Source organism: Sulfitobacter pacificus (assembly GCF_030159975.1).
In the GTDB taxonomy this organism is placed as follows: domain Bacteria; phylum Pseudomonadota; class Alphaproteobacteria; order Rhodobacterales; family Rhodobacteraceae; genus Sulfitobacter; species Sulfitobacter pacificus.
Window position 1 is genome coordinate 859,858 of record NZ_BSNL01000001.1, and the last position, 13,986, is coordinate 873,843.

At 58.7% G+C, this 13,986-nt stretch carries 11 protein-coding genes; 2 read left to right on the forward strand and 9 right to left on the reverse strand.

What is annotated here, in order from left to right; all coding sequences use genetic code 11:
• Positions 1 to 106: 106 nt before the first annotated feature.
• A complete protein-coding gene (locus QQL78_RS04330) occupies positions 107 to 1,021 on the forward strand; it encodes an SMP-30/gluconolactonase/LRE family protein (protein WP_284370913.1) in 915 nt (304 codons plus the stop codon).
• On the opposite strand, the gene QQL78_RS04335 is transcribed toward QQL78_RS04330, so the two are convergent.
• A complete protein-coding gene (locus QQL78_RS04335) occupies positions 1,011 to 1,973 on the reverse strand; it encodes a Gfo/Idh/MocA family protein (RefSeq protein WP_284370914.1) in 963 nt (320 codons plus the stop codon). The genes QQL78_RS04330 and QQL78_RS04335 overlap by 11 nt on opposite strands.
• A gap of 192 nt (positions 1,974 to 2,165) precedes the next feature.
• Here QQL78_RS04335 and QQL78_RS04340 point away from each other — a divergent pair, with 192 nt between their 5' ends.
• A complete protein-coding gene (locus QQL78_RS04340) occupies positions 2,166 to 3,059 on the forward strand; it encodes a DMT family transporter (RefSeq protein WP_284370915.1) in 894 nt (297 codons plus the stop codon).
• A 70-nt stretch (positions 3,060 to 3,129) separates the two neighbouring features.
• On the opposite strand, the gene QQL78_RS04345 is transcribed toward QQL78_RS04340, so the two are convergent.
• From QQL78_RS04345 to QQL78_RS04380, 8 genes are all read right to left on the reverse strand, one after another.
• Positions 3,130 to 5,319 carry an NADP-dependent isocitrate dehydrogenase gene (locus QQL78_RS04345; protein ID WP_284370917.1) on the reverse strand — a complete coding sequence of 730 codons (2,190 nt, stop codon included), beginning with the start codon at positions 5,317 to 5,319 and terminating at the stop codon, positions 3,130 to 3,132.
• Between the two features lie 107 nt (positions 5,320 to 5,426).
• Entirely contained in the window at positions 5,427 to 6,812 is a 1,386-nt protein-coding gene (locus tag QQL78_RS04350; RefSeq protein WP_284370919.1) for a M20 family metallopeptidase, read from the reverse strand.
• The gene (locus tag QQL78_RS04355; protein ID WP_284375442.1) at positions 6,809 to 8,368 is read right to left on the reverse strand and encodes a gamma-glutamyltransferase; all 1,560 of its coding nucleotides are present in this window, start codon (positions 8,366 to 8,368) and stop codon (positions 6,809 to 6,811) included. Before QQL78_RS04355 ends, QQL78_RS04350 begins: the two co-directional genes overlap by 4 nt.
• 20 nt (positions 8,369 to 8,388) lie before the next feature.
• The gene (locus tag QQL78_RS04360; RefSeq protein WP_284370921.1) at positions 8,389 to 9,393 is read right to left on the reverse strand and encodes an ABC transporter ATP-binding protein; all 1,005 of its coding nucleotides are present in this window, start codon (positions 9,391 to 9,393) and stop codon (positions 8,389 to 8,391) included.
• Entirely contained in the window at positions 9,390 to 10,406 is a 1,017-nt protein-coding gene (locus QQL78_RS04365; protein WP_284370923.1) for an ABC transporter ATP-binding protein, read from the reverse strand. Before QQL78_RS04365 ends, QQL78_RS04360 begins: the two co-directional genes overlap by 4 nt.
• Positions 10,406 to 11,311 (reverse strand): ABC transporter permease, encoded by a 906-nt coding sequence (locus QQL78_RS04370; protein WP_284370925.1) that lies wholly within the window; start codon positions 11,309 to 11,311, stop codon positions 10,406 to 10,408. The genes QQL78_RS04365 and QQL78_RS04370 overlap by 1 nt, the downstream gene beginning before the upstream one ends.
• Before the next feature lie 7 nt (positions 11,312 to 11,318).
• A complete protein-coding gene (locus tag QQL78_RS04375) occupies positions 11,319 to 12,236 on the reverse strand; it encodes an ABC transporter permease (RefSeq protein WP_284370927.1) in 918 nt (305 codons plus the stop codon).
• An 86-nt stretch (positions 12,237 to 12,322) separates the two neighbouring features.
• Entirely contained in the window at positions 12,323 to 13,837 is a 1,515-nt protein-coding gene (locus tag QQL78_RS04380; protein ID WP_284370929.1) for an ABC transporter substrate-binding protein, read from the reverse strand.
• Positions 13,838 to 13,986: the final 149 nt, after the last annotated feature.

Below are 13,986 nucleotides of genomic sequence, written 5' to 3' on the forward strand. Positions count from 1 at the left end.
TGCCGTTAGATTTTCATATCGCCCGCCTGCGGATTATGCTGTCTTTGCAGCCAAGAACTCACAGAAATTGCGGTTTGTCCATGAGATGCGCGTGAAAGGAACCGATATGAAGCTGACCAAACGATGTGAGGGGTTGGATTTCCCCGAAGGCCCGATCGCGATGGCTGATGGCTCTGTCATTCTGGTGGAGATCCGCCGCCAAACCCTGTCGCGGGTTTTGCCTGATGGCAATATAGAGGTGATTGCCCAGCTTGGCGGTGGTCCGAACGGGGCCGCCATCGGGCCGGATGGCATGGTTTATGTCTGCAACAACGGCGGGTTTCTCTGGACGCAGGAGGACGGCATCATGCGGCCCATTGGGACCCCGGATGACTATGTCAGCGGATCCATCCAACGGGTTGATCCGGCAACAGGTCGCTTCGAGACGATCTATGACAGCTGTGATGGCCAGCCGCTGCGCGGTCCCAATGACATTGTGTTTGACGCGCAGGGCGGGTTCTACTTTACCGATCTGGGCAAATCCAATGCCGAATATGTGCATCACGGCGCATTCTATTATGCCTTGGCGGATGGCAGCCGGATCACCCGGGTACACGCGCCAATGATCACTCCCAATGGCATCGGCCTGTCACCGGATGACAAGACGGTGCATGTGGCGGAAACCCGTACTGGTCGCGTCTGGAGTTTTGATCTGATCGGGCCGGGTGAAATCGCACCACCACCGTTTGACATGCCCGGACGGCTGGAGGTGACCCTGCCGGGGTATCAACTGTTGGACAGTCTGGCAGTGCAGGCGGACGGGAAAATCTGTGTTGCGACATTGATGCGCGGGGGCATCAGCGTGGTGCCCACAGGGGGCGGGGCGGTCGATTTTATCGAAGTGCCGGGGGACCCTTATATCACCAACATCTGTTTTGGCGGGGCGGATATGCGTGATGCATGGATCACCGCCTCGGGCACGGGATGTCTTTACCACATGCGCTGGCCCAGTCCCGGTCACCGCCTGCATTTCAATGGCTAGAGGCAAGGATCGCTTCGACCAGTATTTGCACCTCAAGGGCTTCTTGCGGGGTGGCCAGGCGGCTGGGTTTGCCTGCGATCAACAGGGCAAGATCATCCAGCTGCACCTTCAGGCTGGCCGCGCGCGGGTCGTCATATGCGCCATGCAGTTGTGTGAACGGGCCGCCATCTGAGGCCGCATTGCGGTAGAAATCCGAAATGCGCCGGCTTTGCGTACTGCCTTTGATGGTGACTTCTTGGCGGTCCGGTTGCGCGCCGCCAACACTGCCCATCACCGTTACCGGCATGCCCGTGGCGGACAGCAGACGCGCCGCCACATGGGTTTCGCAAAGATCGCTGTCAGCGGGGTAGTCGGGTCGGGCCCAAATCAGTTCAAGCGGCCCAAGAACACGTTGCGCAAAGAACAGAAAATGCGAGATGACTTCACGGGTCATGCCACCCTCGGCGCGAAACCGCAGCCAGTCTGCCGCTTCCTGCCATACACGCGGCCACTGCGCATAGGTGACCAATATGTCGGCGCCCATAAGTGTGCCTAAGCTGCCCGTGCGGGCGGCTGCGGTCACCTCTGTCAGGGCGTCGCCCGCTGCCTGTGTATAGTTGACAGCCGCTGGTACGCCGGATGCCGTAAGGGCCTGCACCAGCTCGCGGCTGGCGTCGACGTCTACGCCCAGAGGTTTTTCCAGAAACACTGCCTTGCCAGCCGCCGCTGCCGCCATGGCATAGGCCTTGCGCGGCACCGGGGGACAGGCGAGATAGACCAGATCAACATCCGCCATCGCCGCTTCGGGCGAGCTGGCCAGCCTTGCCTCCGGCGCCATGCTCTGGGCCAGTTTGCAGGCGGCGGGATCAAGATCCCAGATCGCATCAACCGCAAATTCAGGGTGCAGCGTCATATGTTCGGCCATGCGCCGCCCCATGATCCCCAGCCCGATGATCGCGGTGCGAATTGCCATGTCTTGCCTCTTTCAATCATTTGCGTTTGGCCTGTCATAGCCCGGATGCAGGTCAATGCGTATCGTTTCGTCCCGTCAGCTGCCAATTTTCGCGCGTGGCGATTTCTGCCCATGGCCCCTTGTCACACTGCGGGGGGGCTTTTACTGCTAAGTCATGGGATTTTCCCCGTTTTTTCAGGTTTAGCATTTCACATGTCCAGCAGTCCTTCCTCCCAGTTCACGGGCTATGCTGCGGCATGGACCATCGTCTTTGTCTGGTCGTTCTGGCTGATCGTCAGCCGTGTCGCCAATGACAGCGGCCTGACCATCTATGATCTGGCCGCAATGCGTTATGGGCTGGCCTCTTTGGTCGCCTTGCCGCTTTGCCTCTATTACAAACCCTGGCGGGGGCTACGCCTGTTTCAGATTGCGGTGCTCTCGTTCATTCTGGGGCCGGTGTATATCCTCTGTGTCTTTACCGGGTTCCACTTCGCACCGGCGGCCCATGGCGGCATTTTTATGAACGGGGTGCTGCCGCTGATCAGCATCACCTTTGCGCTGCTGTTGTTTCAGGCCAAACCATCCTTACGGCAGGTCATGGGAGCGGCGTTGATCCTATTGTCGGCAATAGTGCTGGCATGGGACGGCAGCGTGACCAGCGAACCGGATGCATGGGTCGGGGATTTGCTGTTTGTGATCGGGGCCATGTTCTTTGCCATTTATGTGATCCTCTCCGAGCGCTGGCAACTGAGCGCGATGCAGATCATCTTTTGCGGTACAGTTGTAAATGCGGTGCTTTATCTGCCGATTTGGGCGCTTTGGCTGCCCAGCGGGCTGGCTGATGCGCCAATGGGGCCGCTGCTGTTGCAGGCGGTCTATCAGGGATTTGTGCCCAACCTCATTGGCCTGTTGCTGATCGCCCATGCCTCGCGCAGCATTGGCACCGCAAACACCTCGTCGATCCTTGCGGCAGTGCCGGGGGGCGGCGGCTTATTGGGGGCGCTGATTTTGGGCGAAAGCCTGAGCTGGATCAGCATATCCGCCATTGCCCTGTTGACCCTGGGGCTGTTGATCAGCGTGCGTCGCCGGCAACCTCCGCCAGTCTGATTTCTCCTTAAACGAAAAAGGGCCGCGCTTCAGTGATGAAGCGCGGCCCTTTTGATTTGTCTATCCGGTTTTACCCGATGATGCTGTTCAACGTCTCGGACGGGCGCATCACTGCGGCGGTTTTGGCCGCGTCGCCGTGGTAATAGCCACCCAGATCCACCGCTGGGCCTTGCGCCGCTGCCAATTCAGACAGGATCTGTTCTTCCCCACCTGCCAGTGCTTCGGCGATCGGGGCAAAATGTGCGGCAAGCTCCGCATCGCTGTTTTGACGCGCGAGCGCTTCGGCCCAATAGCGGGCAAACCAGTAGTGGCTGTCGCGGTTGTCCGGTTCGCCCACTTTGCGCGAAGGGGAACGGCCATGATCAAGGATACCTTGGGTCGCGGCATCCACCGCCTGGCCCAACACGCGGGCTTTCTCGTTGCCTTTGGCATCGGCAAGGAAAGTCAGGCTTTCACCCAGCGCGCAGAACTCGCCAAGGCTGTCCCAGCGCAGGTGGTTTTCCTCCTGCAACTGCTGAACATGTTTTGGGGCCGAACCACCGGCACCTGTTTCAAACAGGCCGCCGCCGTTCATCAGTTTCACAATCGACAGCATCTTGGCAGAAGTGGCCAGTTCGAGGATCGGGAACAGGTCGGTCAGGTAATCGCGCAATACGTTGCCGGTGATGGCGATGGTGTTTTTGCCTTCGGTGATGGTCTCGAAAGAGGCGCGTGTCGCCTCGCGCGGGGCCATGATCTCAAACTCATCCGCGACACCTTTGGCTTGCAGAATCGGTTCGACGTATTTGATCAGCTCTGCATCATGGGGGCGGTTTGCATCAAGCCAGAAAATCGCGCGGCAGCCTTCGGCCTTTTGACGGTCGATGGCAAGGTTCACCCAGTCTTCGATCGGGGCCTTGCGTGCGGAGGCAGAGCGCCAGATATCGCCAGCCTCGACCTCATGGCTGTGCAATACAGTGCCATCCTCAAGGATCATCTTGACGGTGCCAGCTTCGGCAATCTCGAAGGTGGTGGGGTGGGAGCCGTATTCCTCGGCCTTTTGTGCCATCAACCCGATGTTCTGAACGGTGCCCGCGGTGGCCGGGTTCATTTTACCGTTTTCTTTGAAAAACTTGATCGTCTCATCATAGACCGGCGCATAGGAGTTGTCCGGGATCACACAATTGGCGTCGGATTCTTCGCCCGTTGGTCCCCAACCTTTGCCGCCTGCGCGGATCAGCGCTGGCATGGAGGCGTCGATAATCACGTCAGAGGAGACATGGAGGTTGGTGATGCCCTTGTCGGAATCCACCATATACATTGGCGGGCGCGCGGCCATGCAGGCGTCGATATCCGCCATGATTTCGGTGTTGTCCTTCACGCGGGCCAGCAGATCGCCAAGGCCGCTGTTCGGGTTCACACCCAGATCGGCCATCGCGGTGCCATGCTTTTCAAATACCGGCGCAAGGAAGGCCTTGACCGCATGGCCAAAGATGATCGGGTCGGAGACCTTCATCATCGTGGCTTTCATGTGCAGCGAGAACAGCGTGCCGTCGGCTTTGGTCTGTTCGATCTGCTCGGCCAAGAAGCTTTGCAAGGCTGCCGCGCTCATGAAAGTTGCATCTACCACGGTGCCTGCGGGATAGGTGATGCCATCTTTCAGCACGGTTTCGCCGGCGTCTGTCACCAGCACGATTTTTGCGGTGGCTTCGGCATCCAGCGTGGTAGAGGTTTCGTTGGAAAAGAAATCACCCCCCGACATGGAGGAAACGCGGGTTTTGCTGTCCGCCACCCAGTCGCCCATGCGGTGCGGGTTGTTCTGGGCAAAGCTTTTCACCGCTTTGGCCGCGCGCCGGTCAGAGTTGCCTTCACGCAGCACCGGGTTCACCGCCGACCCCTTGATGCCGTCATATTTGGCGCGGATCGCTTTTTCCGCATCGGTGCTGGGGGCCTCGGGATAATCGGGCAGGGCGAAACCCTGTGATTGCAGTTCTTTGATGGCCGCCACCAGCTGCGGCACGGAGGCAGAGATATTGGGCAGTTTGATGACGTTGGCATCGGGTGTTTTCACCAGACGGCCAAGCTCGGCCAGATCGTCGGACTGGCGCTGCTCCTCTTTCAGATGCTCGGGGAAGGTGGCAAGGATACGGCCCGCAAGGCTGATGTCCTTGGTTCCGACAGAGACACCGGCAGCCGCGGCGAATTTCTGGATGATCGGCAGGAAGGACGCAGAGGCAAGCTCCGGTGCTTCGTCGACTTTGGTGTAGATGATATCTGACATGGAATACCCCTTGAGTATGCAGTGAAGGACAATTGGCCCGTCCATAGCGTAAGCAAGGGGGAAGGTCGATAGTATACTGTAGTATGCAGAACGAAACCACCGATGCGCTAGGGCACCTGTGATCCTGATCCGATGTCCCAGAACAGACCGGCCATAATCGCCATGGCACTGGCGCAAACCGACTTCAGCACATGTTCATCCGGCGCGTGCTGGCTGCACCCCAGATAACTGTGCGGCACCCAGACTGTGGGCAGGCCGAGGATGTCGGCAAAACAGTCATTGGGCAGGGAACCGGCAAGGTTGGGCAGGATATGCGGGGGCTGGCCGGTTGTTTCAGTCAGTGAGTTCTTGACGTAGGTGACCCAAGGATCCTTCGGGTCCAGCCGCGTAGCAGGAAAGAAACCGCGTTCATGTTCTTCGATGCTGACCGCCTCAAACCCTTGTGCATCAAGGTGGCGGCGCAGCGCGGGGATGATATCGGCGGGATCGGTCCCCACCACATAGCGCAGCTGGCACGTGGCCCGCGCATGGCCGGAGATCGCATTGACCGGGGCCTCTGGCACGCCGCTTTTCATCGCCAGAACTGCAAATGAGTTCCAGCCGTAAGCCCGTTCCGCAGGTGTCAGGTTTGCCTCACCCCAGTCCTGATCCACTTGCGGAGAGCTGCCTTCAGTGATTGGCAGCTCAGCCAACGCATCCCGCACAGATTGGGTCAGGCTGTCGGGGCGCCATTCAGGGATCTGGATCTGCCCCCGTGCATCGGTGATACTGGCAAGGGCGTGGGAGAGTATGATCGCTGGATCGGCCAGCAGACCACCGAAATTTCCCGAATGATGCGCCCCGTCGCGCAGGTTCACACAAAGATCAAAGGAAATACCGCCGCGCGCGCCCATGAACATCGTCGCCCGTTCGGGGCGCAGGCGCGGTCCGTCTGAGGCGATCAATACATCAGCGGCCAGCAGGTCCTTGTTGTCTTCCATAAAGCTCGCCAGCCCGGGTGATCCGATTTCCTCGCTTGTTTCCAACACGATTTTGACATTGAACCCAAGCGCGTCGCGCGTTGCCAGTACAGTTTCCAGCGCTGCAATATTGATCATATGCTGGACTTTATTGTCCGCCGTGCCCCGCCCATATAGCCGCTCGCCTTCTTCAACCAAGGTGAAAGGCGCAAGCCCTTCGCGCCAGGCATCGGTTTGTGCGCGGATCACATCGCCATGCCCATAGGTCAGGATGGTGGTCAAGGCAGGGTCCTCGATCCGGGTGCCAACCAACAAGGGGCCGCCGCTGGGGTCCGGGTTGTCATGCACCACACACTCAAAACCAAGCGCGGTCAGACGCGGGGTGAGGGCGGCGTCAAGATAACGGCGCAGCTCTGGCCTTTTTTCCGGGTTCTGGCTTTCGGTTTCAAAGGCGACCAGTTTGGCCAGATCGGTTTGCAACTGACCTGTTTCGAAATAGGCGGTTGCGCGGTTAATGGCGTCCTGACGGCTCATGCTGATCCCTTGTTTTCGGCAATGGCATCCCCCCAAGGGGACATAATTTCTGTGCAGCCTGAATTCTTGCCATTTTTGCGCATCACCCCGGCAGGGCATGCAAAGGCATAGGGGAATATCGTGCGTTTTGTGGTGACGACAGGCTTTTTGCTGCGCAATGCGGCAAGCACATCGTCGGGCAGCGTTTCATCGGCAACAATCGTGTCACCCCCCGAAACATCAATGCGGGGCTGGTGAAAGGTATCGGCCAGATCCATGTCGAAATCAGCGACGAAGCTCGCCAACTGGGTCACTGCCGAAACGATCTTGCGGCCGCCTGATGCGCCAAAGGCAAAACGGGTGTCGCCCTTTGATCCCAACACGGGACAGACATTCATCAGACAGGGTTTGTCAGGGGCCAGTGAATTGGGCCGCCCTTGCACGGGATCAAACCACATGATCCCGTTGTTCAGCAGGAAACCCGTTGAGGGGGACACAACGCGGCTGCCGAAAATCGATAGCAGTGTTTGCGTCTGGCTGACCATATTGCCCCGTTTATCAACAACAGAGAAATGCGTGGTGCAGCCTTCATGACCATGGGTTTCGCCGTCATAACCCATGGTTTCAAGCCGCGTCGCATAAGCGGCGTCCAGCCCGTCGGTATAGGCACCGTAAGCGGCAGCGCCCGGCACGGTGGCGTCCAGCGCGCGGGCCGCCATCACTTTCATGGCCTCCTGCATGGTCGGACCTGCGGTCAAACCGGGCAGCACATCAAAGCGTGTGCCGCGATAGTCGAACGACAGTGGGTCACTGAAAAACGCGTTGTAACGGCGCAGGTCCTCGGCAGACAGGGAGCCGCCTTTGTCCTGCACATCGCGGGCCAGCATCTGCGCCAGATCCCCGTCATACATCGCCCGTGCGCCCTGTTCGGCCAGCTCTTGCAGGCTGCGGGCCATGGTGGACATATCAAGCCGTTTGTCCGCCAGCGCGGTCCAGCCTGACACCGTCGGCCACTGCCCGTCCTCGAGAAACAGCGCGGCGGCGTCGGGGTCTTTGGCCAGGGCACGTGTGGAAGAGGCGATATTCAGCGCGGCAAACCAATCAACCAGCAAGCCGTCTTTCGCCAGTGCAATGGCGGGGGACAAAAGTTCCGCCCAAGGTATGGTGCCAAAACGGGCGTGCATCTTGCCCATACCATCGACAAGCCCCGGCACGGCAACCGCCGTAGCACCTTGCACATTGCGTTCGCCCTCAACCGTGTCCCAAGGGAACAGATCGTCGGATTTCCCGTCCTTGTTCAGCGGATATTCCGCCGGATCAAGTGCCGCGGGTGAGCGCATGCCATAGTTTAACGCATAGGCACGCCCCTCATCCGCACGCCACAGCATCAGACCGCCGCCCCCGGCAGGGCCGCTCATCCAAGGTTCGACTACGCCGATGGCAAAGGAGGTGGCGATAGCCGCGTCGACCGCATCCCCACCGGCGGCCAGCACGGCGGCACCTGCCTCGGCGGCGATACGGTGCTGGGCCGCAACCACGCCATGTTCGGTCTCGATTACCGTTTTGCTGACCTGCATGGAGGTCGAAAGATTTCGGCTCACGTCAGGGCCTCTTGTGCTGTCTGCGCCATATCGGCCTTGGGATCGTGTAAATGGCATTCGACCAAGCCCTGTGTGTCGGTGATCGGGCGTGGCGTCTGAGTTTTGCACAGCGCCGTTGCCTGCGGACAACGCGGGTGGAAATGACAGCCCGACGGCGGGTCAATCGGGTTGGGATAGGCCATGCCCAGTTGCGTGTCGGGCACCTCCATCGCGGGATCGGGCGTCAACACGGATTTCAGCAGCGCCTGAGAGTAGGGATGACGCGCATTGTCAAACAGCGCGGCGGCATCTGTCTCTTCAACGATCCGGCCCAGATACATCACCGCCACCTGTGTCGCCAGATGTTCGACCACGGCCAGATCATGGCTGATGAACAGGTAGGTCAGGCCGAATTCCTGACGCAGATCACCCAGCAGGTTCAGGATCTGGCTTTGCACCGAAACATCCAGCGCCGAGGTGGGTTCATCACAGATCACGATCTGCGGGCGCATCACCAAGGCGCGGGCAATTGCCACACGCTGGCGCTGGCCACCGGACATCTGGCTGGGGTAGTTGGTCAACACCCGCGAGGGCAGCCCAACCACATCGAGAATTTCGCGCACGGCTTTGGTGCGGCTGGCCTCATCGCCGACCTTATGCACCCGCAGGGGCAGGGCGATCAGATCCTGAATGGTCTTGCGCGGGTTGAGCGAGGAATAGGGATCCTGAAAAATCGGCTGAATCCGCCGTGCCAGTGCCAGCCGGTCGTGCCCGCCAATCGGCGTGCCATCAACAAGCACCTTACCAGAGGTCGGGGCCTCCAGCCCCAGCAGAATCTTGGCAAGGGTGGATTTGCCACAGCCACTTTCGCCGACAAGGCCCAGTACGTCACCTTTGCTCAGCTTCAGGGACAGATCCTTGAGCGCATTCAGCGATTTGGTTTCGCCAAACAGGCCCTGTTTGATTTTATAGGTCTTGGTAACGTTGCGCAGTTCAAGAAAAGGGGTCTCTGTATCGGTCATGCGCTGGCTCTTTCGGTTTCATCCATGCCGGCAAAGCCGTCAGGGTCGATGCAGCGGAACGAATGGGATGCGCCCGCCGCGGTTTGTTCAGGTATCTGGTTGCGGCACAAATCGCGCGCGTGGGGGCAGCGGGTTCGGAAGGCGCAGCCGCTGACTTCACCAACCAGCGAGGGCACAATGCCGGGAATGGTGCCCAGGCGCGCGCCGCGTTCGGACTTGCCGGGCAGCGGGATACAGCGCAGCAGACCACGGGTATAAGGATGTGACGGGCTGGCAAAAATCTCTGACGTGGGGCCGGTCTCGACCAGCTCACCAGCATACATCACTGCCACCTGATCCGCGACCCGCGCCACCACACCAAGGTCATGGGTGATCAGGATCATCGCCATGCCGAACTCCTTTTGCAGGTCTTTCAGCAACCGCAGGATCTGCGCCTGAATGGTCACATCCAGCGCCGTTGTCGGTTCATCGGCAATGATCAGGTCCGGGCCACACATCAGCGCCATGGCGATCATCACACGCTGGCGTAACCCACCGGAAAGCTGATGTGGAAACTGCGACATCCGGCTTTCCGCCGAGGTGATGCCAACCTTTTGCAACAGGTCAATAGCGCGGCTACGCGCATCCGCCTTGGGCCCGTTCACATGAAGGGTCATCGCCTCGATCAGCTGATCCCCGATGGTAAAGGCCGGGTTGAGCGAGGTCATGGGCTCCTGAAAAATCATCGACATCCGCGCCCCGCGCAGGCTGCGCATCTGGCGTTTTCCAGCTTTGGTCAGGTCTATCCCGTCGAATTCCATTTTGCTTGCCGTGGGCTTGATCGACCCGCCCAGCAACCCCATCAGCGCCAGCGAGGTCAGCGATTTGCCCGACCCGCTTTCCCCGACAATGCACAGGGTTTCGCCCGGTTTCAGATCAAACCCGATGCCCCGCACCGCATGCAGCGTGCCGGTATCTGTGGGGATATCAATGCTCAGGTTCTCGACCGTGAGAATAGCGTCATCTTGTGTCATCAATTGCGTCCTTCCGGTGCTGTCACATCGCGCAATCCGTCGCCCATCAGGTTGATCGCCAGCACCAGCACAAACAGCACCGCACCGGGGATCATCACCAACCAGGGTTCAAACAGCATCATATTCTTGCCCTCGGAAACCATGAGCCCCCAAGAGGGTGTTGGCGGTTGCACGCCAAGCCCGAGGAAGGACAGAACCGCCTCCAGCAGAATGGCATGGGCCATTTCAAGGGTGACAACCACAATCAGGTTATTGGCGATATTGGGCATGATTTCCGACATCAGGATACGCGGGGTCGAGGCTCCGATCGCCTGTGCGGCCGTTACATAGTCGCGCCCGCGCACCTGTAGGGTCGAGGCCCGCATCACAACCGCAAAACGATCCCACAGCAAAAGCCCCAGCACAACGATCACCACCTGAAGCGAACCGCCCAGAATTGCGACCACCGCCAAGGCAACCAGCACCACCGGCATCGCAAGGCGTACATTGATCAGGAAGGTCACAACCGCGTCGACCTTGCCGCCGAAATAGCCGGCGGCCACCCCCATCGCGGTGCCGATGACACCAGAAATTAATGCGGCAATGCCGCCGATCATCAAGGACACCCGCGCCCCGTAAATCAGCCGCGACAGGTAATCACGGCCCAGATGGTCCGTGCCCAACGGATGGTCCCATGTGCCGCCCAGAAAGACCGGCGGTTTCATCCGCGACATCAGCTGTTGTGCATAAGGATCATGCGGGGCCAGCACCGGAGCAAAGATTGCAACCACCAGCAACAGGCCCAGAACACCGGCACCAAACAACAGGCCCTTATGGCCGAAAATGCGGCTGCGCAGGCGTTGGCCGGGTGTGGGGCCAACGATTTCCTGTAACAGGGCATCGGGGGAATTGGATAAATCTGTCATAACCGCCTCAACTGCTTCTCATACGCGGATCAAGCCATGCGTTCAGCACATCCGCCAGAAACGTGAACACGATATAAAACATTGAAAATACGAGAATCAGCGCCTGAACCGTGGGCAAGTCATTGCGCGAAATGCTCTCCCAGGCGAGGTATCCCGCACCATGCAGCGCAAAGATCGATTCAACCACAATCGACCCCCCCAGCATAAAGCCGATCTGAACCGCTGCCAGGCTGACCACCGGAATGATCGCATTGCGCAGCGCGTGTTTGAACATCACAACACCCTCGGGTGCGCCTTTGGCACGGGCGGTGCGGATGTAATCGGATGAAAGCACCTCAAGCATGCCCGCACGGGTCAATCGCATGATGGCGGGCATCGCGTAATAGCCCAAGACAATTGTCGGCATGATGAAATGCTGCCAACTGCCCGACCCGGAGACCGGCAACCATTGCAGCTTGATCGCAAAGACCACGATCAGGATCAGCCCGAACCAGAAAGAGGGCAGGGCTTGCCCGGCAACCGACAAAAACAGGGCAAAACGATCAATCAGGGAATTGGGCCGGATCGCGGCCATCACGCCCAAGGGCACGGCGGTCAGCAAGGCAAAGCTGATGCCGCAGAGGCCCAGCAGCATGGTGATGGACAGGCGTTCGGCCAACAAACCTGCAACGGGCAGCTTAAAATAATAGCTTTCTCCGAAATCACCGGAAATCGCATTCAGCAGCCAGGCGGCGTATTGCACCAGCACCGGTCGGTCAAAGCCATAGAGGGCGCGGATCGCATGGACATCCTCATCCGTGGCCCCTTCGCCGGCAAGGGCGGCAGCCGGATCACCCGATAGGAACAACAGGATAAAACTGATAAAGGACACGGTGAGCGCCACCAAGATCGCGAGGCCCAGCCGTTTTATGATGAATTTGAGCAAGTTGGTTTCTCTTTTTAGTCAAGGCACTTAGCGTGCGCATGGCAAAGGGGGGCGGGCAGAAAACCCGCCCGGCCCCAAGGATCAGCTTAGTTCCACGTCATCGTGGTAAAGCGCAGAACCTCATCCGGTGTAGGTGTGTAAGACACTTCATTCCCGAACACATAGTTGGTGTTGTAAGAGAACATCGGCACCCAATAGGCTTCGTCAGCGATCTTTTTCAACGCCTTGGAATAGTATTCCTTGCGCTTCTCACCGTCGGTCGAACTGTCTGCGATATCCAGCCAGTCACGTACTTCGGCGTCGCGGGAATCGTCCAGATCGCCGAACTTGAAGAACTGGCTTGTGATGGCTGAGGTATCGTTGATCGAATAGGAACCCCAGGTCTGGAAAGAGACCGGCGTGCCTTTCGACGCACGCAGTTCGCGCAGGGCCGAATATTTCAACATGTTGAATTCGGTCTTGATGCCAACGGCGTTCATATAGCTGGAAATCGCTTCAGCATAGTCGCGGTCACGATAGGCGTAAAACGGCACGGTGAACCCATCGGGATATCCGGCCTCGGCCAGCAAGGCCTTGGCTTTCTCCGGGTCGTACTCATAGGCTTTGACGTCCTGCTCACAGCCGAACTGGCTTGGGAAACAGGCCGAATGTACCACTTTGCTTTTGCCTTTGAGCAGAGCATCGATCAAGGTCTGGCTGTCGATGGCATGGGCCACCGCCTGCCGTACCTTCAATTTGGTAAAGGGGTTGTCCTCGCCTGTACGGCCTGCCGCATCCAACGTCAGATAGCCGATGCGCATGGTGCTTTCATTGACCACGGTGAACTGATCCATCTGGCCCAGCTTCTCAGCCTGATCCGAAGGCACCTGCCAGATCAGATCCAGCGTGCCGGTGAACATTTCGGCCAGCTGCGTGTTCACATCGGGGATCGTGCGAATATCAATTTTGCCGATGCTGGGCTGTCCTTTGGGGCTGTCATGATAGTTTTCGTTCCTTTCCAGAACAAAATGCTGGCCGGGGGTGACAGAGGTGGCCTTGTAAGGGCCGGTGCCGACCGGGTTCAACCCCATGCCGGATGGTCCAACCTCGGCGTAATATTCGTTTGGATACATCGACACAGGCCCGGACAGAAATTCGATGGCTGCCGGGAAGGGGGCCTTGAGGTTGATGCGTACCGTGTAATCGTCAATCTTGTCTGCCGACTTCATCCAGTTGACGTTGCGCTGGGTTTTGACACCGTTTTCTTCAACGGCAACAAAGTTAACCGTATAGACCACGTCATCCGCGTTGAAGGCTTCGCCGTTGTGAAAGGTGACGCCTTCGCGCAGCTTCAGCTCAAGCGTGACATCATCGATCCATTCCCAGGACGTGGCAAGGTTGCCGATATATTCGTTTGTGGCGGGATCGCGGTAGATCAACCCGTCCCAGATTGCCCGCTGCATGACCACGCCTTCACGGGAAGAGTTGAAATAACTGTCGACGTTTTCCAGTTCCTTGGTGAACCCGACGGCCAAGGTATCGCTCGCCTTGTCCGCATAGGCGGCACCGGCCACCGTCAATGCCATGGCCGCAACCGATGACTTCAAAATATCAAGCTTCATGCTTTCTCCCATTCTGTCCCGCTGGACGTTTATTTTTCTCTGAGGTATTATTATATGATACTTAATACCAGCTTGTAATAAATGTAGCTTATTCGGGGCCCTCTGAGTCAAGGGAAACTTTTGTCGATGGGCGCTGGTCTGTGCAGTTG